Source organism: Variovorax nitratireducens, assembly GCF_051216545.1.
Taxonomy (GTDB): Bacteria; Pseudomonadota; Gammaproteobacteria; order Burkholderiales; family Burkholderiaceae_C; genus Variovorax.
The window spans coordinates 82332-103410 of sequence record NZ_JBPJZO010000006.1; the positions used below are offsets into that span (position 1 = coordinate 82332).

Annotated in this window: 21 protein-coding genes and 1 tRNA gene; 12 read left to right on the plus strand and 10 right to left on the minus strand. The window is 67.7% G+C overall.

Annotated features, from left to right (window positions below; translation table 11 throughout):
- Positions 1 to 6: 6 nt before the first annotated feature.
- Both ACSFA8_RS16350 and recJ read left to right on the plus strand, forming a co-directional pair.
- Positions 7 to 975: a hypothetical protein gene (locus ACSFA8_RS16350; RefSeq protein ID WP_435480558.1), complete on the plus strand. Its 969-nt coding sequence runs from the start codon at positions 7 to 9 to the stop codon at positions 973 to 975.
- Positions 972 to 2771, plus strand: a complete 1800-nt coding sequence (gene recJ, locus ACSFA8_RS16355) for a single-stranded-DNA-specific exonuclease RecJ (RefSeq protein ID WP_435480559.1) — start codon at positions 972 to 974, stop codon at positions 2769 to 2771. Before ACSFA8_RS16350 ends, recJ begins: the two co-directional genes overlap by 4 nt.
- A gap of 80 nt (positions 2772 to 2851) precedes the next feature.
- Here recJ and ACSFA8_RS16360 read toward each other — a convergent pair whose 3' ends face one another.
- From ACSFA8_RS16360 to ACSFA8_RS16370, 3 genes are all read right to left on the minus strand, one after another.
- On the minus strand, positions 2852 to 3514 hold the full coding sequence (locus ACSFA8_RS16360) for a hypothetical protein (protein ID WP_435480560.1): 663 nt from the start codon (positions 3512 to 3514) through the stop codon (positions 2852 to 2854).
- A 97-nt stretch (positions 3515 to 3611) separates the two neighbouring features.
- The gene (locus ACSFA8_RS16365; RefSeq protein ID WP_435480561.1) at positions 3612 to 4598 is read right to left on the minus strand and encodes a response regulator; all 987 of its coding nucleotides are present in this window, start codon (positions 4596 to 4598) and stop codon (positions 3612 to 3614) included.
- Positions 4595 to 8209 (minus strand): hybrid sensor histidine kinase/response regulator, encoded by a 3615-nt coding sequence (locus tag ACSFA8_RS16370; protein ID WP_435480562.1) that lies wholly within the window; start codon positions 8207 to 8209, stop codon positions 4595 to 4597. Before ACSFA8_RS16370 ends, ACSFA8_RS16365 begins: the two co-directional genes overlap by 4 nt.
- A gap of 95 nt (positions 8210 to 8304) precedes the next feature.
- Between ACSFA8_RS16370 and ACSFA8_RS16375 the strand changes: the two genes are divergently transcribed.
- The 7 genes from ACSFA8_RS16375 to ureG all read left to right on the plus strand — a co-directional run bounded on the left by ACSFA8_RS16375 (position 8305) and on the right by ureG (position 13556).
- Complete coding sequence (locus ACSFA8_RS16375) at positions 8305 to 8607, plus strand: urease subunit gamma (RefSeq protein WP_435480563.1); 303 nt, start codon at positions 8305 to 8307, stop codon at positions 8605 to 8607.
- Positions 8608 to 8750: 143 nt separating this feature from the next.
- The gene (locus ACSFA8_RS16380; protein ID WP_435480564.1) at positions 8751 to 9359 is read left to right on the plus strand and encodes a HupE/UreJ family protein; all 609 of its coding nucleotides are present in this window, start codon (positions 8751 to 8753) and stop codon (positions 9357 to 9359) included.
- A 2-nt stretch (positions 9360 to 9361) separates the two neighbouring features.
- Positions 9362 to 9667 carry an urease subunit beta gene (locus tag ACSFA8_RS16385; RefSeq protein WP_435480565.1) on the plus strand — a complete coding sequence of 102 codons (306 nt, stop codon included), beginning with the start codon at positions 9362 to 9364 and terminating at the stop codon, positions 9665 to 9667.
- A 122-nt stretch (positions 9668 to 9789) separates the two neighbouring features.
- Entirely contained in the window at positions 9790 to 11508 is a 1719-nt protein-coding gene (gene ureC / locus ACSFA8_RS16390) for an urease subunit alpha (protein ID WP_435480566.1), read from the plus strand.
- Positions 11509 to 11599: 91 nt separating this feature from the next.
- The gene (ureE, locus tag ACSFA8_RS16395) at positions 11600 to 12202 is read left to right on the plus strand and encodes an urease accessory protein UreE (RefSeq protein ID WP_435480567.1); all 603 of its coding nucleotides are present in this window, start codon (positions 11600 to 11602) and stop codon (positions 12200 to 12202) included.
- 6 nt (positions 12203 to 12208) lie between these two features.
- Entirely contained in the window at positions 12209 to 12898 is a 690-nt protein-coding gene (locus ACSFA8_RS16400; protein ID WP_435480568.1) for an urease accessory protein UreF, read from the plus strand.
- A gap of 7 nt (positions 12899 to 12905) precedes the next feature.
- Entirely contained in the window at positions 12906 to 13556 is a 651-nt protein-coding gene (ureG, locus tag ACSFA8_RS16405; RefSeq protein ID WP_435480569.1) for an urease accessory protein UreG, read from the plus strand.
- Positions 13557 to 13687: 131 nt separating this feature from the next.
- On the opposite strand, the gene ACSFA8_RS16410 is transcribed toward ureG, so the two are convergent.
- The 7 genes from ACSFA8_RS16410 to ACSFA8_RS16440 form a co-directional block, all read right to left on the minus strand.
- A tRNA-Ser gene (locus ACSFA8_RS16410) sits at positions 13688 to 13775 on the minus strand.
- Between the two features lie 12 nt (positions 13776 to 13787).
- Positions 13788 to 14534, minus strand: coding sequence for a TetR/AcrR family transcriptional regulator (locus ACSFA8_RS16415; protein ID WP_435480570.1), 747 nt, complete (start codon positions 14532 to 14534; stop codon positions 13788 to 13790).
- Positions 14531 to 15778, minus strand: coding sequence for a radical SAM family heme chaperone HemW (gene hemW / locus ACSFA8_RS16420; protein ID WP_435480571.1), 1248 nt, complete (start codon positions 15776 to 15778; stop codon positions 14531 to 14533). The genes ACSFA8_RS16415 and hemW overlap by 4 nt, the downstream gene beginning before the upstream one ends.
- Positions 15775 to 16377 (minus strand): RdgB/HAM1 family non-canonical purine NTP pyrophosphatase, encoded by a 603-nt coding sequence (gene rdgB / locus ACSFA8_RS16425; RefSeq protein ID WP_435480572.1) that lies wholly within the window; start codon positions 16375 to 16377, stop codon positions 15775 to 15777. The genes hemW and rdgB overlap by 4 nt, the downstream gene beginning before the upstream one ends.
- A gap of 46 nt (positions 16378 to 16423) precedes the next feature.
- Positions 16424 to 17152 carry a ribonuclease PH gene (gene rph / locus ACSFA8_RS16430; RefSeq protein WP_435480573.1) on the minus strand — a complete coding sequence of 243 codons (729 nt, stop codon included), beginning with the start codon at positions 17150 to 17152 and terminating at the stop codon, positions 16424 to 16426.
- Between the two features lie 148 nt (positions 17153 to 17300).
- Positions 17301 to 18203 (minus strand): PP2C family protein-serine/threonine phosphatase, encoded by a 903-nt coding sequence (locus tag ACSFA8_RS16435; protein WP_435480574.1) that lies wholly within the window; start codon positions 18201 to 18203, stop codon positions 17301 to 17303.
- Positions 18200 to 19207 (minus strand): serine/threonine protein kinase, encoded by a 1008-nt coding sequence (locus ACSFA8_RS16440; protein WP_286539205.1) that lies wholly within the window; start codon positions 19205 to 19207, stop codon positions 18200 to 18202. The genes ACSFA8_RS16435 and ACSFA8_RS16440 overlap by 4 nt, the downstream gene beginning before the upstream one ends.
- A 91-nt stretch (positions 19208 to 19298) precedes the next feature.
- Between ACSFA8_RS16440 and ACSFA8_RS16445 the strand changes: the two genes are divergently transcribed.
- The 3 genes from ACSFA8_RS16445 to rpoZ are packed head-to-tail and all read left to right on the plus strand — an operon-like array spanning position 19299 to position 21075.
- Positions 19299 to 20213 carry a YicC/YloC family endoribonuclease gene (locus ACSFA8_RS16445; RefSeq protein ID WP_435480575.1) on the plus strand — a complete coding sequence of 305 codons (915 nt, stop codon included), beginning with the start codon at positions 19299 to 19301 and terminating at the stop codon, positions 20211 to 20213.
- 14 nt (positions 20214 to 20227) lie between these two features.
- A complete protein-coding gene (gmk, locus tag ACSFA8_RS16450; protein WP_286539208.1) occupies positions 20228 to 20848 on the plus strand; it encodes a guanylate kinase in 621 nt (206 codons plus the stop codon).
- Positions 20849 to 20871: 23 nt separating this feature from the next.
- Entirely contained in the window at positions 20872 to 21075 is a 204-nt protein-coding gene (gene rpoZ / locus ACSFA8_RS16455; protein WP_015867100.1) for a DNA-directed RNA polymerase subunit omega, read from the plus strand.
- Positions 21076 to 21079 lie beyond the last annotated feature (4 nt).

Genomic DNA, 21079 nt, shown 5'->3' on the forward strand with positions numbered 1-21079 from the left:
GGAACCATGGCCGAAACCTCTCCAGCCCGTCATCTACTGATCCCCTTTGCCGGCCGGGGTTCCCCCGCCTGCCGTGCCGCGACGCCCGGGCTGCAGTTGCCGAAGCTTGAAGCCCTGCTCGCCCGGCTGGCGCCCGCCGCCACCGACGCGCAGGACGACAGCACCTTCTCGCCGCCGCACGAGCGCGCACTGGCCGCGGCGCTCGGCCTCGCTGCGCCCGATGGCTGCATCCCCTGGGCCGCCCGCGAAGCGCGCGCGCTCGGCCTGCCCGGCAGCGAAGGCGACATGGCCTGGGGCTGGCTCGACCTGTGCCACTGGCAGGTCGACCTCCGCGACGTAGTGCTGGGCGAACCAGCGCAAACCCAGCTCAGCGCGGCCGAATCGCAAAGCCTGCGCGATGCGGCGCAACCGCTGTTCGAGGACGACGGCATCCGGCTGCACGGCGGCGCGCTGCCCGGCCGCTGGCTGGCGAGCGGCGAACTGTTCCGCGGCCTGCCCACCGCCTCGCTGGACCGGGCCATCGGCAACTCCATTTCGCAGTGGTCGCCGGTCACCGATGCGGGCCGGCCGCTGCGCCGCCTGCAGAACGAGATCCAGATGCTGCTCTACACCGAGCGCGTGAACGACGACCGTACGGCGCGAGGCCTGCCGCCGATCAACTCGTTCTGGCTCAGCGGCACCGGCGCGTTGCCCGCCGCGATACCGCCCGAAGGTGCAGCGCCGACGGTGGTCGAGCTGCTGCGCGTGCCGGCGTTGCACGACGATGGCGCGGGCTGGGCCGCGGCCTGGGCCGCGGCCGATGCCGGCCCGGTCGCCGAACTGCTGGCCGACTGCGAGCGCGGCGCCGATGTGATGCTCACGCTCTGCGGCGACCTGGATGCGCAGCGCTTCGCCGGCGGGCCGCGTGGCCTGTCGGGCTGGGTCAAGCGCCTGTTCAACCGCTCGCGCGCGGCCACCGTGCTGGGGACGCTGTGAAGATCATCGCGCGCGACATTCCGCCCCGCAGCGTGTGGGCGCTCGAACAGGCCGGCGTCCACCCTTTGCTGGCCCGCCTCTACGCCGCGCGCGGGGTGCTGGGCAAGGACGAACTCGACGACGGGCTGGCGCGCCTGCTGGCGCCCGCCACGCTGCGGGGTACGGCCCAGGCCGCCGTGCTGCTGGCCGATGCGATCCGCGACGACAAGCACCTGTGCATCGTGGCCGACTACGACTGCGATGGCGCAACCGCCTGCGCGGTCGCAGTACGCGGCCTCAAGCTGCTCGGCGCCAGGCAGGTGAGCTATCTGGTGCCCGATCGCGTGGTCGACGGCTACGGCCTCACGCCGCCGATCGCCGAGCGCGTGGCCGCGAAAGGCGCCGACATGCTGATCACGGTCGACAACGGCATCGCGAGTGTTGAGGGCGTGGCCACTGCCAAGGCGCGCGGCCTCGCGGTGCTGGTGACCGACCACCACCTGCCCGGCCCCGAACTGCCGGCCGCCGACGTGCTGGTGAACCCGAACCAACCCGGCTGCGATTTCGAGAGCAAGAGCATCGCGGGCGTCGGCGTGATGTTCTATGTGCTGCTGGCCTTGCGCGCCGAACTGCGCAAGCGCGGCGTGTTCGATGCCGCGCCTGGCGCCGGGCCGCCCCAAGGCGGGCGAGCCTCCCCCGCGGGGGGTGGCGAAGCACACGAGGTGGCAAGCCGGGAGGCATCGAGTCCACAACCTAAGCTCGACGTGCTGCTGCCGCTGGTGGCTTTGGGCACCGTGGCCGATGTGGTCAGGCTCGATGCCAACAACCGGCGCCTGGTCGCGCAGGGCCTGCGCCGCATCCGGGCCGGCCAGATGCCGGCCGGCATCGCAGCGCTGTTCAAGGCCGCCGGCCGTACCGCAGCCGTGGCCACGACCTTCGACTTCGGTTTTGCACTCGGCCCGCGCATCAATGCGGCCGGCCGCCTGGCCGACATGACGCTCGGCATCGAATGCCTTTTGACCGACGATCCCGCCCGTGCCGACGAACTGGCGCGCACGCTCGACGGCATCAACCGCGAGCGGCGCGACATCGAAGGCGGCATGCGCGACCAGGCGCTGCTGCTGGCCGAGTCGCTGTTCGACGAGAACGAAGCGCCGCCGGCCGCCATCAGCGTGTTCGACGCCGAGTTCCACGAAGGCGTGGTCGGCATCGTCGCCTCGCGCATCAAGGACCGCTTTCACCGCCCCACCTTCGTGTTCGCTGCCAGCGCCGCGCCGGGCAAGGAACATGAGCTCAAGGGTTCGGGCCGCTCGATCCCGGGCTTTCACCTGCGCGATGCGCTCGACCTCGTGGCCAAGCGCCATCCGGGCGTGCTGCTGCGCTTCGGTGGCCATGCCATGGCGGCCGGCTGCACCGTGGCCCAAGCGCACTTCGACACCTTCGAGCAGGCGATGGCCCAGGTTGCGCAGGAGTGGCTGGCCGCCGCAGCGCTCACGCGGCAGATCGAGACCGACGGGCCGCTGGCGCGCGAGTACATGCGCGTCGATCTGGTCGACACCCTGCATCGCGAAGTCTGGGGCCAGGGTTTTGCGCCGCCGACCTTCAGCGAAGAGGTCGAGGTGGTGTCACAACGCCTGGTCGGCGAAAAGCACCTGGCCCTCAAGCTCAAGCACCAGGGCCAGCCCGTCGACGGCATCTGGTTCGGCCATACCGAGCCGCTGCCGGCGCGCGTGAAACTCGCATTCCGGCTCGACGCCGACGAATGGCAAGGCGTTCGGCGCGTGCGTTTTCTGGTCGAAGGTGCGGAGCTGGTCTGAGCCCCGGGCTTCGCGCGGAAGAGAGGTTCAGTCGCCCAACTGCAGGAACCCGGCCATCCTCGATGCGCTCCGGGGTGCCGTCAACGCAAACTGAACTCGTGGTTCAGCCCGATCACCAGGCTCTTGACGCGATCGCTACCGCTGCCGGTGCGCGCGGCGCTGACGTCGATGCTGATCAGCGGCGTCAGGCTGAAGCGCGCGCCGATGCGTGAGGTCCAGAGGCCGTAGGCGCGGTTGCGTTCGGCGATCAGCGAGACGGTGTCGTTGATCGCCCATTCGGCCTGCACGCCGCCGCGGCCGGTGCGCTCGCCGGTGCCGGTGGCCCAGTCGGTGCCGAGGTTGGCGTGCAGCTGCAGGCTGTCGAGCGCGCGCCAGGTCACCGGCAATAGGAGTTGACCGCCGGCGCGGCCGCCGCGCGTCACATCGAAGGTCGCGCCGGCCGACACTGCGGCTGAAACCGTTGCGTCGGCGCCCTGGCCGTAGAACGTCCACTTGAGTTGGGGGCCGACGTAGGTGGTTGCCCGCTCGCCGGACGTGGAGAAGCGGTCGACATTGAGCCCCAGCTCGACCGGCCCGACGCGGCAGGCCGGGCCCAGGTGCAGCCCGTGGGTGGCGGGATTGCTGCCGGCGCGACTGACCCAGGCTTCGTACTGGCATTGGCCTGGGTCGAGCGTGCCGGCGTCATCGACGTCGAAGTGCCCGCCGGCCTGCACGCCCGCAGCCAGCATTGCGGCCGTTGCCACCAACCATCCGCGTAGTGTTTTCGTGCAGTTGTTCTTCATCGCCCTGCCTTCCCGTTTCGGGGCATTCTAGGAGGGGCAGATGGCGATCCAGTGAACCCTAGATTTCGAATTGCGGCTGCAGTTCGCGGATGCGCTTCATGGCCACGCCGGCAGCGGCGGTGCGGGTTTCGACGCCGAGCTTCACGTAAACGCGCTCGAGGTGCTTCTTGGCAGTGGCCGGGCTGCTGCCGAGGATCTCGCCGATGTCGCGGTTGGTCTTGCCCTTGACCACCCAGTACAGCACCTCGGCCTCGCGCGTCGTGAGCTTGAGGCTCAGGCTCATGGCCTCGATCACGCCGGTGTCGGACACCTCGCGCATGATGATCATCCACTCGGCGCCGTCGTCGTCGTGGCCGGTCTGCTGGTGCAGCCGGAGGTTGAGGCGGCTCGCGCCCTGCTCGATGGCAAGCACCGGCGGTTCGATGTGCTCGGCCGTGCCCGGCAGGTGCTGGCGCAGCCAGTCGAGCACGGCGGCAGGCGTTTCCGGCGCGCTGGTGCCGCAGTAGCGCTGCAGCAGTGCGCGCGCCAGCGAGGTCTGCCAGATCAGGCGGCCTTCGGGCATGCGCACCGTGATGCTGGCATAGCCGAAAGCATCGAGCGCATTGCGGGCCTGGCCGGCCTGGCGCGCCGACTGCCGTGCCTGGCGCGCGCCCTGCAGGTGCACGTTCATGCGTGCCAGCACCTCTTTCGGCTTGATCGGTTTGGTGACGTAGTCGACGCCGCCGGCTTCCAGCGCAGCCACCAGGTGCTCGGTCTCGGTGAGGCCCGTCATGAACACGATCGGGATGTGCGCCGTGGCCGGATCTGCCTTGAGCCGGCGCGCGACTTCGAAGCCGTCGATGCCCGGCATCATGGCGTCGAGCAGAACGATGTCGGGCCGCGCCTGGGCCGCCCGTTGCAGCGCCTGCTCGCCGCTGGTGGCGACCAGCACGGTGTAGCCTGATTCGTCAAGCGCGTCGTGCAGCACGGCGAGGTTGTCGGGCACGTCGTCGACGATCAGCACCAGGTCGCTGTTCCCTGCGATGTTTCTGACCAGGCTGTTCACATCGGCTCCGCTGGCAAAGATGTCTCTTCGCGGGAGCCGCCGCGCTCGGCCGCCCGGAGCGGCCGGCTCGCCCCCGGCAGGGGGTAGGCGGAGTCACGAAGTGCGGAGCCTGGGGGGGAGCAATCGATCCTTTCGAACTGGAACTGCCGCGCAAGCGCACGCTGCACCTCCGTCCAGGCGGCGCAGTCGGGCTCGGCTGCATCGATTTCGTCGAGCTGGTTCATGACGCCGCGAAAGTAGCCCAGCCCGATGGCCTCCTGCAGCGCCAGCAGCCGTGCGGTGGAAGGCCGCACCATCGGGAGGGCCGATGGTGGCGGAGCCGCTACCACGGCACGATCCGTCCAGCGCAGCGCGAGCCGGCGCTCCAGCCAGTCCAGCAGCTCGGAGTGGCGCACCGGCTTCACGAAAAAGTCTTCCGGCGTGATGCCCACGTCGTTGTCGAGCCGCTTGTCGAACGCGTTGGCCGAAACGATCGCCACCGCCGTTCCTGGCAGGCCGACGCGCTGGGCGCGGCGAATCGTTTCCCAGCCGTCGATGCCGGGCATCGCGAGGTCCACGAACATCGCATCGGGCTGGTAGCCCGCGGCGATCAGGTCGAGTGCATCGTGGCCGCTGGCCGCTGTGCGCAGTTCGAAGCCCAGCGGCGTGAGCACCTGGCTCAGCAGTTCGCGGTCGGCCTCCTCGTTGTCGACCACCAGCAGACGGCGGCGCGCGCCTTCGTAGCCGCGCCGCGCGCGCTGCACCGGCAGCAGCACGGGTGCGGCGTGCGCCGGCGCCTCGTGCACGCGCGGCAGGAACAGCCGCAACCGGAACACCGAGCCGCGGCCGGGCGTGCTGTGCACCTTCATCTCGCCACCCATCAGGTCGGTGAGCATCTTCGCCATGGTCAGCCCGAGCCCGGCGCCCGGCGCGCCCGTGGTGCCGCGGGCGAAGGGCTCGAAGATCATGTCGAGGTCGGCCGCCGGCATGCCAGGCCCGGTGTCTTCGATTTCAACCGCGGCGAACTCGCGCGCGTAGCGCAGCCGCAGCGTGACCTGGCCAGTGCTGGTGAACTTGATCGCGTTGCCGAGCAGGTTGATGAGAATCTGCCGCACGCGTTTTTCGTCAGCGCGCACCAGCGCCGGCAGTTCGCCGCTCGGCTCGAAACGGAAGGCCAGGCCCTTCTCGGAGGCCTGCAGCTCGAACATGTCGGCCAGCTCCTGCATGACTTCTGCAAAGGCCATCGGCCGCGCGTTCAGCGTGAGCTTGCCGGCCTCGATGTGCGCAATGTCGAGCGTGCCTTCGATCAGCGACAGCAGATGCTCGCCGCCGCGCTTGATCACGGCCACCGCCTGGCGCCGGTGCGGCGGCACCGAAGCGTCTTCGCCCATCAGTTGCGCATAGCCCAGGATGCTGTTGAGCGGCGTGCGCAGCTCGTGGCTGATGGCGCTGATGTAGCGGCTCTTGGCCTGGTTGGCCTGGTCGGCCGCGAGCTTGGCCTGCTCGGCGGTGCCGCGGGCTTGCTCGGCCGTCAGCGTGGCGGCCTGCAATGCACGGTCGGTTTCGCGATGCAGTGCGATCTCGCGCACCAGCAGGTGGGTCTGCCGGTTCGATTCTTCCTGCGCCACCTTGCGGCTCTGGTGCGCCAGCACCAGCCACCAGGCGACGATGCCGGCGATCACCAGCAGCGCCATGTAGGCCTTGAGGAAGCCGCCGCGCAACGAGCTCGAGCCGGCGCCGATGACGTCGCTCTCGGCGAGCGCGCGGAGCTCCTGCTGGTAGAGCACGCCGAACACCCCCGCCAGCAGCGGCACGACGATCAGCATCAACAGCAGGAAGTGGCCGAGCCCGGTGTCGAGGTAACGCCAGCTGCGCTTGGGCAGCAGCCAGCGGAGAACCGCGGACCATTGCGCCGACAGGCTTGCCTGGGGCTTGCACAGGTCGCCGCAACGCGCGTCGAGCGTGCAGCAGAGCGAGCAGATCGCGCCCTGGTAGGCCGGGCAATGAGCCATGTCGGGGCCTTCGTATTCGCGCTCGCAGATCACGCAGCGCTGCAGCGTCAGCCGCTGGTAGCTGCCGGCGTCCACATCCGACGGCGTCTCGACGCGGGCCCACAGCACGTGGCTGCGCGCCGCATGCATCGGCCCGCGCGCCAGGTAGTACTTGCCGCGCGTGGCCCAGGCCAGCACCGGTGAAGCGACGAGCGCCGTGCCCAGTGCGATCAGCGCGGAGAACGCCTGCGCCAGCGGCCCGAACACGCCGAGGTGCGCCGTGATCGACAGCCCTGACGCCAGCGCCATTGCGCCGACGCCGACCGGGTTGATGTCCCAGAGGTGCGCACGCTTGAACTCGATGCCAGGCGGCGACAGGCCGAGCGGCTTGTTGATGACCAGGTCGGCCACCACCGCCATCATCCAGGCGATGGCGATGTTGGCGTAGAGGCCGAGCACGTCGCCGAGCGCCTCGAACACGTTCATCTCCATCAGCATGAAGGCGATCAGCGCGTTGAACACCACCCACACCACGCGGCCCGGGTGGCTGTGCGTGACGCGCGAGAAAAAATTGCTCCAGGCCAGCGACCCGGCATAGGCGTTGGTGACGTTGATCTTGAGCTGCGAGATCACCACGAACAGCGCAGTCGCGGCCACCGCCCAGCCGTAGTTCGGGAACACGTATTCGTAGGCCGCCAGGTACATCTGGTTGGGGTCGACCGCACGCTCCACAGGCACCATGTGCGTGATCGCCAGGTAGGCCAGCAGCGCGCCGCCGAGCATCTTGATGACGCCCAGAATCACCCAGCCCGGGCCGCCGGCCAGCACCGCCCCCCACCAGCGCCCGCGAGTTGCGGCGGTGCGCACGGGCATGAAGCGCAGGTAATCCGCCTGCTCGCCCATCTGGGTGATGAGCGCGATGCCGACAGTCAGGGCGGCACCGAACAGGTGCATGTTGAAGCCGCCGCCGATGCCTTTCTCACCGGCATAGTGCGTGATTCCAGCAAACGCACCGGGATCGCGCACCAGCACGAACACAAAGGGCACGACCAGCATCACCAGCCAGATCGGCTGCGTCCACAGTTGCAGCCGGCTGATGGCAGACACGCCGTGCGTCACCAGCGGAATCACGACCAGCGCACACACCAGGTAGCCCCACACCGGCGGAATGCCCAGCGCCAGCTCGAGCGCATAGGCCATCACGGCCGCTTCGAGCGCGAAGAAGATGAAGGTGAAGCTGGCGTAGATCAGCGAGGTGATGGTCGAGCCGATGTAGCCGAAGCCGGCGCCGCGCGTGAGCAGATCCATGTCGACGCCGTAGCGGGCCGCGTAGACGCTGATCGGCAGGCCGGCCAGGAAGATGATGAGGCCGGTGGTGAGGATGGCCCAGAACGCGTTGGCGAAGCCGTACTGCACGAGCAGGGTGGCGCCGACTGCTTCGAGGATCAGGAACGAGGCCGCGCCGAAGGCGGTGTTGGCCACGCGCCATTCCGACCACTTGCGAAAGCGTTGCGGCGTGTAGCGCAACGCGTAGTCTTCCAGCGTCTCGCTCGCCACCCAGCTGTTGTAGTCGCGCCGAACCTTGACGATGCGCTGGGGCGCGTCGTCGTCGGAGGCGGGAGGGGGCAGGACGGAACTCACACCGCTTTGGTGCAGCTTTCATGCCACCGGCACGACTGTTGCAAAGGCTTCAGGCTGCCCATAATGGCCCCTCCCAACGCCAACCGATCCGCCACATGGAACTGACTCCGCGCGAAAAAGACAAGCTGCTGATCTTCACCGCGGCGCTGCTGGCCGAGCGCCGCCAGGCCCGCGGCCTCAAGCTCAACTACCCCGAAGCGGTGGCACTGATCTCCGCCGCCGTGATGGAAGGGGCGCGCGATGGCAAGAGCGTGGCCGAACTCATGAGCGCCGGGCGCAGCGTGCTGACCCGGGCCGACGTGATGGACGGCATTGCCGAGATGCTTCCGGACATCCAGATCGAGGCCACCTTCCCGGACGGCACCAAGCTGGTCACCGTGCACCAGCCGATAGTATGAGTACCACCCCCAGGCTGCGCGCACTTCGTGTCGCTTCGCCAACCCCCTCGCCGGGGGCAACACCGGCGGCCCGGCAGAGCCGGTTCCGCGGTGTTCCTGGAATGAACTTGACCCCACACCATCACACTCCGGAGAGTTTCAAGATGCGCGCTCGACGAATTGCCTATGCGACCCTGATGGCGGCTACTGCCGCCTTGCCGCTGGCGGCATCGGCCCACGTGGGGGTCGACGGAGCGGCCCATCATTCGGCCGGTTTCATGCAGGGTTTTCTGCATCCGTTCACCGGCCTCGACCACTTGGCCGCGATGGTTGGCGTGGGCTTGTGGAGTGCGCTGGCGGCCCGCGGCGCGCGCGACCTGTTCTGGGCGCCGCTCGGCTTTGCCGCGATGCTGCTGGCCGGCGCGCTGCTCGGCCTCGCGGGGGCGCAGGTGCCGGCGGTGGAGCCGATGATCGCGGCGTCGCTGCTGGTGGTCGGCCTGCTCGTGGCCACGCGGCTGCGGCTGCCGGGGCCGGTCGCAGCCGCGGTGGTCGGCGCCTTTGCGGTTTTCCACGGCGTGGCGCACGGCTACGAGATCTCGGGCGACAGCGGTGCCGCCGCGGCGGTGGCCGGCATGGTGCTCGCCACCGCGCTGCTGCACCTGGCCGGCATCGCGATCGGCTGGACGCTGCGCCAACGCGGCACGCTGCTGCCGCGCGTGGCCGGCGGTGCCGTCGCACTGTTCGGCGTTGCATTGCTCACGCAGGTGGTCTGACGATGATCCCGGGCGAACTGATCACCGACGAGGGCGAGCACACGCTCAACCCCGGCCGCCGCACCATCACGCTGGTGGTGCAGAACACGGCCGACCGACCGATCCAGGTCGGCTCGCACTACCACTTTGCCGAGACCAACGGAGCGCTCGGCTTCGACCGCGACGCGGCGCGCGGCATGCGCCTGAACATCGCATCCGGCACGGCCGTGCGCTTCGAGCCGGGCCAGCAGCGCACCGTGGAACTGTGCGATTTCGCGGGCGACCGCATCGTTTACGGCTTTCGCGGCCTTATCCAGGGGAAGCTCTGAAATGAGGCCCACCCCCAGTCTTCGCGCACTTCGTGTCGCTTCGCCAACCCCCTGCAAGGGGGCGACGCCAGCGGCCCGGCAAAGCCGGTTCCGCGGCATCCCACGACAAGAGGAAAGCTGAGATGGCCACCATCGGACGGCGTGCCTACGCTGAAATCTTCGGGCCCACGGTGGGCGACCGCGTGCGGCTGGCCGACACCGACCTCGTGATCGAGGTCGAGGCCGACTACACCCTGCGCGCCGGCGGCTATGGCGAGGAAGTGAAGTTCGGCGGCGGCAAGACGATCCGCGACGGCATGGCGCAAAGCCAGCGCACGCGCGCCGACGGCGCGGTCGACACGGTCATGACCAACGCGCTGATCCTCGACCACTGGGGCATCGTCAAGGCCGACATCGGCCTGAAGGGCGGGCGCATCGTCGCGATCGGCAAGGCCGGCAACCCCGACGTGCAGCCGGGCGTCGACATCGTGATCGGCCCGGGCACCGAGATCATCAGCTGCGAAGGCAACATCGTCACTGCCGGCGGCATCGACAGCCACATCCATTTCATCTGCCCGCAGCAGATCGAGGAGGCGCTGTCTTCCGGCGTCACCACCATGCTCGGCGGCGGCACCGGCCCGGCCACCGGCACCTTTGCGACCACCGCCACGCCGGGCCCCTGGCACATCGAGCGCATGTTGCAGGCGGCCGATGCGTTCCCGATGAACCTCGGCTTTCTGGGCAAGGGCAACGCCAGCCTGCCGGCCGCGCTGCACGAGCAGATCGATGCGGGCGTGATCGGCCTCAAGCTGCACGAAGACTGGGGCACCACGCCCTCGGCAATCAGCAACTGCCTCGACGTGGCCGACCTGACCGACACGCAGGTCGCGATCCACTCCGACACGCTGAACGAATCGGGCTTTGTCGAGAACACCATCGCCGCCGTAAAGGGCCGTGCGATCTGCGCGTTCCACACCGAAGGCGCGGGCGGCGGCCATGCGCCCGACATCCTGCGCGTGGTGGGCGAGGACAACTTCCTGCCGTCCTCCACCAACCCGACCATGCCCTACACCGTGAACACGCTCGACGAACATGTCGACATGCTGATGGTGTGCCACCACCTCGATGCCGGCATTGCCGAAGACCTGGCCTTCGCCGAGTCGCGCATCCGCAAGGAAACCATCGCGGCCGAAGACATCCTGCACGACCTGGGCGCCATCAGCATGATGAGCAGCGACAGCCAGGCCATGGGCCGTGTCGGCGAGGTCATCATCCGCACCTGGCAGACGGCGCACAAGATGAAGGCGCAGCGCGGCAAGCTGCCGGAAGACGGCCCGCGCCACGACAACTTCCGCGCCAAGCGCTACATCGCCAAATACACGATCAACCCTGCCCTCTCGCACGGCATCGCGCACGAGGTCGGCAGCATCGAGGTCGGCAAGTGGGCCGACCTGGTGGTGTGGAAGCCGGCCTTCTTCGGCGTGAAGCCCTTCACCATCCTCAAGGGCGGCACCATCGCGATGGCGGCCATGGGCGATCCGAATGCGTCGATTCCGACGCCGCAGCCGGTGCACTACCGGCCGATGTTCGGCGCCTACGGCGGCTCGCTGGCGCGCAGCTCGCTCACCTTCGTCTCGCAGGCCGGCCTGGCCGCAGGCGTGGGCCAGCGCTACGGCCTGGCCAAGACCCTGAGCGCGGTGAAGAACATCCGCGGCCTGCGCAAGCAGCACATGATCCACAACGGCTATGTGCCGAAGATGGAGATCGATGCGCAAACCTATGCGGTGCGCGCCGACGGCATCCTGCTGACCTGCGAGCCGGCGACCTCGCAGCCGTTGACGCAGCGGTACTTTTTGTTCTAAGGCGCAAGACGTGCGGGCACCGATGTCTTGACAGGCTGGGTATTCTCCAAGGACTTCTTTCTTTGCCGGATGCGTTCCGCGTCAGCCTGCCATGCTCACCGCCAACAAACTCATGCCCCAGGGCCGCGGCCTTGCGCCCGTGCTGCTCAAGCGAGCCGCCACCCTCGAACTCGATTGGGACGTTCGCCAGAAAAGCCGCTTTGACGCGACCGATTCCCAGGGCCGCCAGATTGGCGTGTTCCTGGCGCGCGGCACTGCCGTGCGCGGCGGCGATGTGCTGGTGGCCGAAGACGGCTCGCTGGTGCGCGTCATTGCCGCGCCGCAGCCGGTGCTGGTGATCACGCACTGCACTGCGCACGGCACGCCGTTCGACCTGACGCGTGCCGCCTATCACCTGGGCAACCGGCATGTGCCGATCGAACTGAAGCCCGACCACCTGAAGATCGAGCCCGACCATGTGCTGGCCGCGATGCTGCGCTCGATGCACCTGATCGTGCGCGAGGCCGAGGAAGCCTTCGAGCCCGAGGGCGGCGCCTATGGCGCACATGGCGCCGGACACGACCACGGGCATTCGCACGGCGGCGGCGCAAAGGCGCCGGTCGGTCCGGTGCTGCACCCCGACGCATACGCCCAACCGCACGATCATGATCATGATCACGGCCATGACCATCACGGCCACAGCCATTCGCACTGACTGACGATGCCTGACCCTGCCGGTGCCCTGCCCGCGGCCAGCCTGCTGCAGTTGATCTGGCTCGCCTCGCCGGCGCTGCCGATCGGCGGTTTCTCGTATTCCGAAGGGCTCGAGGCCGGCGTCGAGTGGGCCGGCCTCGCCACCGAGGCGCAGGCCGCCAACTGGATCGCCGATCAGTTGCACCTGAGCCTGGCGCGCGGCGACCTGCCGGTGGTCGCGCAGTCGATCGCGGCCTGGCGTGACGGCGACGCGGACCGCATCCGCACGCTCAACGCCTGGGTGCTGCAGACGCGCGAATCGGCCGAATTCCTGCTGCAGACCGAGCAGATGGGCCGCTCCTTCGTCGAATGGCTCAAGCTGCACCATGACGACGTGGCGTCGTCTTTCGAGGGCCTGCCCGTCACCTACCCCGTGGCATTCGCTTTCGCCGCGAGTCGCACGCAGGCGAGTCTGCGCGACGGCTGCCTCGCCTTCGCTTTCGGCTGGGCCGAGAACATGGTCGGCGCGGCTGTCAAATCCGTGCCGCTGGGCCAGAGTGCGGGCCAGCGCATGCTGGGCCGGCTGGCCGAAGAAATTCCCGCAGCAGTCGATCGGGCGGTCACACTGTCCGATGACGAGCGCCAGGCTTTTTCACCGATGCTCGCCGTGTACTCGGCCCGACACGAAACCCAATATTCCCGCCTGTTCCGAAGCTGACCACACCATGTCCTCCGCCCTGCACCACATCGCCAACCGCACCAAGAAACTGCCGCCGCTGCGCGTGGGCATCGGCGGGCCGGTCGGCTCCGGCAAGACCACGCTGCTCGAGATGCTTTGCAAGGCGATGCGCGACAAGTACGACCTGATCGCCATCACCAACGACATCTACACCAAGGAAGACCAGCGCCTGCTGACGGTCGCCGGCGCGCTGCCGGCCGAACGCATCATGGGCGTGGAAACCGGCGGCTGCCCGCACACCGCGATCCGCGAAGACGCATCGATCAACCTCGAGGCGATCGACCGCATGCTGGCCGACTTTCCGGACGCGGACGTGGTGTTCGTCGAATCCGGAGGCGACAACCTGGCCGCCACCTTCAGCCCCGAACTGAGCGACCTCACGATCTACGTGATCGACGTGGCGGCCGGCGAGAAGATCCCGCGCAAGGGCGGCCCCGGCATCACCAAGAGCGACCTGTTTGTCATCAACAAGACCGACCTGGCGCCCTACGTCGGCGCCGACCTGAACGTGATGGAAGCCGACACGAAGCGCATGCGCAAGCAGCGCCCCTACGTGATGACCAACCTCAAGACCAACACCGGCCTGGCCGAAGTGGTCGCGTTCATCGAAGAGCGCGGGATGCTGCTGGAGGCGTAAGGGACGCCGACGGCGCAAGCTCATGATGGTCGACCGCTTGCGTCAACGAGGATCTGCTCAACTGCACAGTTCAGACGCCATCTGAACGAGTGGCATCGAAGCCGTCACCGGCTGGTTTTCGCGTGGCCTTCTGGCGGAGAGTGTGAGATTCGAACTCACGGACGGTTGCCCGTCGGCAGTTTTCAAGACTGCTGGTTTAAACCACTCACCCAACTCTCCGAGCCGGCGATTTTAGACGGTGCTGCCTTGCTGGCGTGACGCTTCCTGTTTTTCAGCCGCGGATGAATGGCGCGGCTGCAGGCCGTGCAGCACCAGATCCAGAACGCCTCGGGCCCATGTGCGGCGTTCGGTCGGCCCGGCGAGCGGGTTGGCGATGAAAAAGCGGATGCCGCCGTACGCCAGCGTCGACAACTGCACCGCCGTGAGTTCGGGCTCCGGCACGTGCAGCTTGCCGGCACGATGGGCTTCGGCCAGGTAGTGAACCAGCGGATCCAGTAGCTGGCTGTTCTCGGTGTAGACCATCCTGGCCAATTCGGGGAAGCGTGTCGCCTCGGCGATCGCCAGCCGCAGCAGCCCCATCGTGCGGGGCTCGCTGGCGCCCAGGTAGATGCCCTCGATCAATTCGAGCAGGCGCTCCTCGGTGTCGGTCTTGTCGCCCTTCAGCGCCGCGTGCATGCTGGCGCGCGCATGGTCGAGCGACCGATGGATGACCTCGCGAAACAAGGCATGCTTGTTTTCGAATTGGCGGTAGATGGTGATCTTGGCGACGCCGGCGTCGCGCGCGACTGCTTCGATACTGGTGGAGGCGTAACCCTTGTCCAGAAAGGATTGCGTCGCTGCTTCCAGAAATGCCTCGCGCAACTCGTTCGCCTGCACCACGCTGGGCCGCCCACGTGATCTGCGCTGGGGCTGGGCTTCGGCTTGGCCTTGTTGAAGCAGTTCTTCCGTCGGGGGCGTAGTAGGCGGGCTGGTGGTCATGCGTCGGGCAAGAACAAGGTCTGTAAGTCACTCAAGAAATCGAGACCCCGCTCCGTCGGCCAAACATGACGGAGATCGCGCGCCAGCAAGCCATCTTTCTCGGCTTGACTGAGCCCGCGTTGAATGGCGGTTATTGCCAGCCCGGTGCGTTCGCAGAACTGCTGCAGGGAAAAACCGTCCTTCAGTCTCAAGGCGTTGAGCATGAATTCGAACGGCAGCTCGGCCACGGCCACGTCTTCGCTTTGCGCCACTGCGGTCCCGGCCAGCGCCTGATCCATGTAGCGCTGGGGTTCCCGAAAGCGAACCTGTCGCACGATGCGGTGCGCGAAGCTCAATTTGCTGTGGGCGCCAGCGCCAATACCGAGGTAATCGCCAAACTGCCAGTAGTTGAGATTGTGAGCACAGGTGTGGCCTTCTCGCGCGTAGGCCGAGACCTCGTATCGATTCAACCCAGCAGCGTTCGCACGCTCGACGATGCGGTCGAGCATTGCATAGGCGTCGTCGTCCTCGGGGACCTTCGGCGGGAATTTGGCGAAGTAGGTATTGGGTTCGATCGTGAGGTGGTAGACCGAGAGATGCGGTGGCGCCAGGGCCAGCGCCTGGTCGAGGTCGGCCTCGAACTGCTCGGCGGTCTGGCCCGGCAGCGCATACATCAGGTCGAGGTTGAAGGTGTCGAACGCGCTGGCCGCCTCTTCCACGGCGGCAATGGCCTGGGCCCGGTCGTGCACCCGGCCGAGCGCCTGGAGGTGCTCGTCGTTGAAGCTCTGCACCCCGACCGACAGCCGCGTGACGCCGGCAGCGCGGTAGGCACGGAAGCGGTCGCGCTCGAAGGTGCCGGGATTGGCTTCGAGGGAGATCTCGCAATCGGGTGCGAGCTTGAGGCGGGCGCGCAGGTCGCCGATGAGGCGATCGATCGCCTCGGGCGAAAACAGGCTGGGCGTGCCGCCACCGATGAACACGGTGTGCACCGTACGGCCCCAGATGAGGGGCAGCGCCGCGTCTAGGTCGGCCACAAGAGCGTCGAGGTAGCGCTGCTCCGGCACCCCGCCCTGCCCGGTCGACCACTCGTGCGAATTGAAATCGCAGTAGGGGCATTTGCGCAGGCACCAGGGCAGGTGCACATAGAGCGACAGGGGCGGCAGCGCGGCCAGTTGCAGCGGGCCGGGCCGCATCAGGTGCAGCACGTTGTTGGCGTCCGGGGCGCCGCCTTGCAGGGCAGCCGCGATCGGGACGACCGTGCTCATCGCGACCAGCGCTCGCGCATCAGCGCCAGCATGGCGCGGGCCGCCTGGCCGCGGTGGCTGTTGGCATTCTTGACCTCGGGAGGCAGCTGCGCAAAGGTCTGGCCGAAGGCGGGCAGGAACATCACGGGGTCGAAGCCGAAGCCGTTGTCGCCGACCGGCACACGCGTGATCTCGCCGGCAACGCGGCCGACCGCAATCAGCGGCTCGGGATCTTCGGCACTGCGCAAGGCCACCAGCGTGCTGACCAGCGCGGCGCGCCGGTCTTGCACTTCGGCCATCTGCTCGAGCAGGGCACGCACGTTGTTGTCGTCGCCCTTGGCGTAGCCGAACTGCGTGGCATAGAAGGCCGTGTCCACGCCCGGCAGGCCGCCAAACGCCTCCACGCAGAGCCCGGCGTCGTCGGCGATGGCGGGCAGCCCGGTGGCGGCCGCGGCATGCCGCGCCTTGGCCAGCGCGTTCTCGACAAAGGTGCGAAACGGCTCCTCGGCCTCGCCCACGCCGAACTCGGCCTGGCGCACCAGCCTCACGTCGAGCGGCGCCAGCAGCTGCTGGAGTTCCGCCAGTTTGCCGGCATTGTTGGAAGCGAGAACCAGTTTCATGTCCGGAAAAGAGCTTCGGCGCCCTTTGGGTGGACACCGGAAGCTCTTATTTTGATAGCGATTGCTGTTGCAGCAGGACGAGTTCCTGAATGCCCTTGTCGGCCAGCCCGAGCAGCGCGTCCATCTCGGCGCGGGTGAAAGCGGCGCCTTCGGCCGTGCCCTGCACTTCGACGAAGTGGCCCGCCCCGGTCATCACGACGTTCATGTCGGTGTCGCAGGCCGAGTCTTCGGTGTATTCCAGGTCGAGCAGCGGCGTGCCCTGCACGATGCCGACAGAAATGGCCGCCACCGGCCCGCGGATCGGCGTGGCCGCGATCTTGCCGGCTGCCAGCAACTTGTTGACCGCATCCTGCGCCGCCACGAAAGCGCCGGTGATGGCGGCCGTGCGGGTGCCGCCGTCGGCCTGCAGCACGTCGCAGTCGAGGTGGATGGTGCGCTCGCCGAGCGCCTTCAGATCGAACACGGCGCGCATCGAGCGGCCGATCAGGCGCTGGATTTCCTGGGTGCGGCCGCTCTGCTTGCCGCGCGCGGCCTCGCGGTCGCTGCGGGTGTGGGTGGCGCGCGGCAGCATGCCGTATTCGGCCGTGACCCAGCCCTCGCCGCTGCCGCGCTTGTGCGGCGGCACCTTCTCTTCGACCGAGGCGGTGCAGAGCACGCGGGTCTGGCCGAACTCGATCAGCACCGAGCCCTCGGCATGGATGGTGAAGCCGCGCGTGATGCAAACGGGGCGCAGCTGGTCGGCGGCACGGCCGCCGCTTCGTGTGAAAGCAGTCATTTGGTCCAGAGCAGGTAAACAAGAAAACAAAGAGCCTCGGCCGTCGCCCCCATTCGTGGAACACCGCGGAACCGGCTCCGCCGGGCCGCCGGTGTTGCCCCCTGAAAGGGGGTTGGCGCAGCGACACGAAGTGCGCGAAGACTGGGGGTTAGCTCTTCCTTGCGGCCGAGCGGCGGATGGCTTCGTTGATCTCGGCGATCGAGCGCTCGATGGCGTCCTCGTCAAGGTCGTCGCCTTCGTTGTCGGAGGGCATGCCGGCCTGGATGGTCGAGGCGAAAACGCCTTCGCTGATGGTCTCGGTGGAAACGCCGCGATCCTTGCCCGGCGCGTCCGGGGTTTCCCATTCGAGCGCGATCAAGGTCACGTTGTCGCTGTGCGAGCCGCCGCTGCGCAGCGCGGATTCGGCCAGCTCGGGTGCGGCGTCCGACACCGGGCGGTTGCTCAGCGTCCGCACAATGTGGTCGTCGTCGAGCACGCCCCAGACGCCGTCGGAGCACAGCATGATGCGGTCGCCCTGCTGCAAGTTGAGCGGGGCCGAGACATCGAGCGTGGGCGTGGTCGGCGAGCCGAGGCAGGTCAGCAGCAGGTTGCGGTTGACCGGCTCGGCACCCTGGTCGAGCCGCGGGCGCTCGGCATGCGAGTGGTCGCGCGTGCGGGTCAGCAACTGCCCGTCGCGCACCACGTAGAGCCGCGAGTCGCCGCAATGGAGCCAGGTGGCCGTCGTGCCCTGCAGCACCGCGGCCACGAGCGTGGTGCGCGGCGTGTCGAGCATTGCCTTGTTGCCGGCGTAGCGCATGATCTGCTGGTGCGCCGAGAGTGCCGACGAGGTGAGGAAGGCGCGCACGTCCTTCACCACCGGCCGGGCTTCGCGCTGGTAGAGCGCGGCAATGGTCTGCAGCGCCATCTGCGCCGCCACCTCGCCCTCGGGATGGCCGCCCATGCCGTCGGCCAGAACGAACAGGCCGGACTCCCGCGTGTAGCAGTAGCCCATGCGGTCTTCGTTCTTGAGACGCCCGCCCTTGCGGCTGACCTGGAAAACTGAGAACTTCATGCGGGTCGTGTGGTGGGTGCGGCCGCCTTGGGCAGCCCCTTCTTTTCGAATGAGCGCATGTTATCGATCGACAGACGCACCTTCTCCCCTACGGTGAGCTTGGTGTAGTGGCGCTCGCCCTCACGGCTCAACTCTTTTTGCAATGCAAACACCGACTGCGGGCGCGAGAGCGGATCGAGCGACATGCACCACTCGACCACCTCGATCATGTTGTCGGAGTAGATGCCGCGCAGCCGCGAAAGCGACAGGCCCAGCCGGTCTTTCTCGATGCGCTGCGGCGCGTCGCTGGGCGGATAGCCCTGCATGCAGGCGTAGATGCAGGCGCCGATCGCGTAGATGTCGGTCCAAGGGCCCATCGACGAGTCGCGACGGTACATCTCGGGGGCAGCAAAGCCGGGCGTGTACATCGGGCGGATGAAGTTGCCTTCCTTGGAAAGCACTTCGCGCGCGGCGCCGAAGTCGATCATCACGGCGCGGTCGTCGTCGGTCACGAAGATGTTGGCGGGCTTGATGTCCAGGTGCAGCATCTTGTGCTGGTGCACGATGCGCAGGCCGCGCAGGATCTCGTCGAACAGCGAGCGGATGGTCGACTCGCGGAAGACTTTCTGCTTCTTCAGGTCGCGCGCGGTGACGATGAAATCCTGCAGGGTCGCGCCCTCCAGGTGGTTCATCACCATGTAGACGGTTTCGTTCTCGCGGAAGAAGTTGAGCACGCTGACCACCGAGGCATGCGAGATCTGGGCGAGCGAGCGGCCTTCTTCAAAGAAGCTCTTGAGTCCAAGCCGGTAGAGCGACAGCTTTTCGGGTGCGACCTGCGGCGCCAGTTCGCCGACACCGCGGGTGGCAAGCGAAGACGGCAGGTATTCCTTGATCGCGACCTGCTGGCCGGAATGGTCGACCGCCAGATAGACCACGCCGAAACCACCGGCCGAGAGCCGCCGTATCACACGGTATCCACCGATTACCGTATCGGGCAACAGAGGCGAAGGTTTGACCTTTGACATAATCCGGGAGTTTCGCCCGAAGGCGATGGGGCAGCAAGCGAACGCTGTGCCGTTGCCTCGGTGCGAGCAAACAAATACACAGTGAGGCGCAATGCCAGTTTACAGCATGACCGGCTATGCCAGTGGCCAAAACACCCCCGGGGGTAGCCACGCCGAAGCCGACGCGCGCCCTGCTGTGGCAGGCCGTCTCGGCGTCGAAATCCGCTCGGTCAACAGCCGGTTTCTCGACCTGACCTTCAAGCTCCCCGAAGAACTGCGCCAGCACGAACCGGCCCTGCGCGAGCTGCTCACGCGCAGCCTCAAGCGCGGCAAGGTCGAGGTGCGCGCCAACTTCGAGAACAACGCTGCTTCGGGGGTGGTCGAGCCTTCGGTCAAGCTGCTGCAGCGGCTCAACGGCGTGCAGGACGGCATCAAGGCCTGGCTGCCGAGCGCGCGCGAACTCAGCGTGGCCGACGTGCTGCGCCTGGCCAGCGGCGATGGCAGCGCACGCGGCGACTGGGGCCCCGACCTGGTCGAAGTCACCGGCAAGACGCTTGCCGCGATGATGGAAGCCCGGGCCCGCGAAGGCGCCCGGCTGGCGTCGATGCTGAACGAGCACCTCGGCGAACTGCGCAAGCTGGCCGCCCAGGCCGGCCCGCTGGTGCCGAAGCTGGTGGAACAGCAGCGCACCCGCTTTCTGGAACGCTGGCAGGAGGCGATGGGCCTGGTCGGCGGCACCCTGCCCGAAGCGGCGCAAGACCGTGCGCTGACCGAAGCCACGGCGTTTGCGATCCGCATCGACGTGGCCGAAGAGCTCACGCGCCTCAGTTCGCACCTCGAGGAGATCGAACGCCTCGTGGCCAAGGGCGGCGAGATCGGCAAGCGGCTCGATTTCCTGATCCAGGAGCTGCACCGCGAGGCCAACACGCTCGGCTCCAAGTCGGCGGCGCTGGAGCTCACCCGCATCGGGGTCGACATGAAAGTGCTGATCGAGCAGATGCGCGAGCAGGTGCAGAACATCGAATAAGAAGCGAACGCCCGATGGATTACCCCGGCAATATTTTTGTGGTGGCGGCGCCGAGCGGCGCCGGCAAGTCGAGCCTGGTCAAGGCGCTGATGGAACTGGATTCGGCCGTGCAGCCGTCGGTGTCGCACACCACGCGGCCGCCGCGCGGCCAGGAGAAGCACGGCCGCGAATACTTCTTCGCGTCCAACCCGGAGTTCGACGCGATGGTGGCGGCTGACGCGTTTGTCGAATGGGCGCACGTGCACGAGCAGCGCTATGGCACGTCGAAGCGGGCGATCGAGGAACGGGTGGCGCAGGGCGCCGACGTGATCCTCGAGATCGACTTTCAGGGTGCGATCCAGATCCGCAAGACCTTCGCCAACGCGGTGCTGATCTTCATCCTGCCGCCGAGCTGGGAAGAGCTGCGCTCGCGGCTGGAGCGGCGTGGCGAAGACAGCGCCGAGGTGATCGCGCTACGCCTGCGCAATGCCGCCGAGGAGATGGCCCGGGCCAATGAATTCGACTTCGTTATAATCAATGAGTTGTTCGAGCGTGCGCTTTTCGACCTGAAAGCCATTGTTCACGCCCAGCGGCTGCGTTATTCCGCCCAGCGACGCGCGCGGGCCGATACCTTCGCCGCACTGAACATTCCCTGACACCCGACCACCGAAAGCTCCTCATGGCCCGCATCACCGTCGAAGACTGCCTGCTTCAGATCCCGAACCGCTTTCAGCTCGTTCTGGCCGCTACCTACCGCGCCCGCATGCTGAGCCAGGGCCACGCGCCCAAGATCGAGAGCAAGAACAAGCCGGCCGTGACCGCGCTGCGCGAAATCGCCGAAGGCAAGATCGGCCTCGAAATGCTGAAGAAGGTGCCCGGCTGACCCG

What these genes read in the sequence shown, in the direction of transcription:
- gmk (WP_286539208.1), top strand. Translation starts at nt 20,228, where the DNA reads ATGGATTACCCCGGCAATATTTTTGTGGTGGCGGCGCCGAGCGGCGCC.
- ureG (WP_435480569.1), top strand. Translation starts at nt 12,906, where the DNA reads ATGTCCTCCGCCCTGCACCACATCGCCAACCGCACCAAGAAACTGCCG.
- ACSFA8_RS16445 (WP_435480575.1), top strand. Translation starts at nt 19,299, where the DNA reads ATGCCAGTTTACAGCATGACCGGCTATGCCAGTGGCCAAAACACCCCC.
- ACSFA8_RS16415 (WP_435480570.1), bottom strand. Translation starts at nt 14,534, where the DNA reads ATGACCACCAGCCCGCCTACTACGCCCCCGACGGAAGAACTGCTTCAA.
- rph (WP_435480573.1), bottom strand. Translation starts at nt 17,152, where the DNA reads ATGACTGCTTTCACACGAAGCGGCGGCCGTGCCGCCGACCAGCTGCGC.
- hemW (WP_435480571.1), bottom strand. Translation starts at nt 15,778, where the DNA reads ATGAGCACGGTCGTCCCGATCGCGGCTGCCCTGCAAGGCGGCGCCCCG.
- ACSFA8_RS16435 (WP_435480574.1), bottom strand. Translation starts at nt 18,203, where the DNA reads ATGAAGTTCTCAGTTTTCCAGGTCAGCCGCAAGGGCGGGCGTCTCAAG.
- ACSFA8_RS16400 (WP_435480568.1), top strand. Translation starts at nt 12,209, where the DNA reads ATGCCTGACCCTGCCGGTGCCCTGCCCGCGGCCAGCCTGCTGCAGTTG.
- rdgB (WP_435480572.1), bottom strand. Translation starts at nt 16,377, where the DNA reads ATGAAACTGGTTCTCGCTTCCAACAATGCCGGCAAACTGGCGGAACTC.
- ACSFA8_RS16375 (WP_435480563.1), top strand. Translation starts at nt 8,305, where the DNA reads ATGGAACTGACTCCGCGCGAAAAAGACAAGCTGCTGATCTTCACCGCG.
- ureC (WP_435480566.1), top strand. Translation starts at nt 9,790, where the DNA reads ATGGCCACCATCGGACGGCGTGCCTACGCTGAAATCTTCGGGCCCACG.
- rpoZ (WP_015867100.1), top strand. Translation starts at nt 20,872, where the DNA reads ATGGCCCGCATCACCGTCGAAGACTGCCTGCTTCAGATCCCGAACCGC.
- ureE (WP_435480567.1), top strand. Translation starts at nt 11,600, where the DNA reads ATGCTCACCGCCAACAAACTCATGCCCCAGGGCCGCGGCCTTGCGCCC.
- ACSFA8_RS16440 (WP_286539205.1), bottom strand. Translation starts at nt 19,207, where the DNA reads ATGTCAAAGGTCAAACCTTCGCCTCTGTTGCCCGATACGGTAATCGGT.
- ACSFA8_RS16380 (WP_435480564.1), top strand. Translation starts at nt 8,751, where the DNA reads ATGCGCGCTCGACGAATTGCCTATGCGACCCTGATGGCGGCTACTGCC.
- ACSFA8_RS16385 (WP_435480565.1), top strand. Translation starts at nt 9,362, where the DNA reads ATGATCCCGGGCGAACTGATCACCGACGAGGGCGAGCACACGCTCAAC.
- ACSFA8_RS16350 (WP_435480558.1), top strand. Translation starts at nt 7, where the DNA reads ATGGCCGAAACCTCTCCAGCCCGTCATCTACTGATCCCCTTTGCCGGC.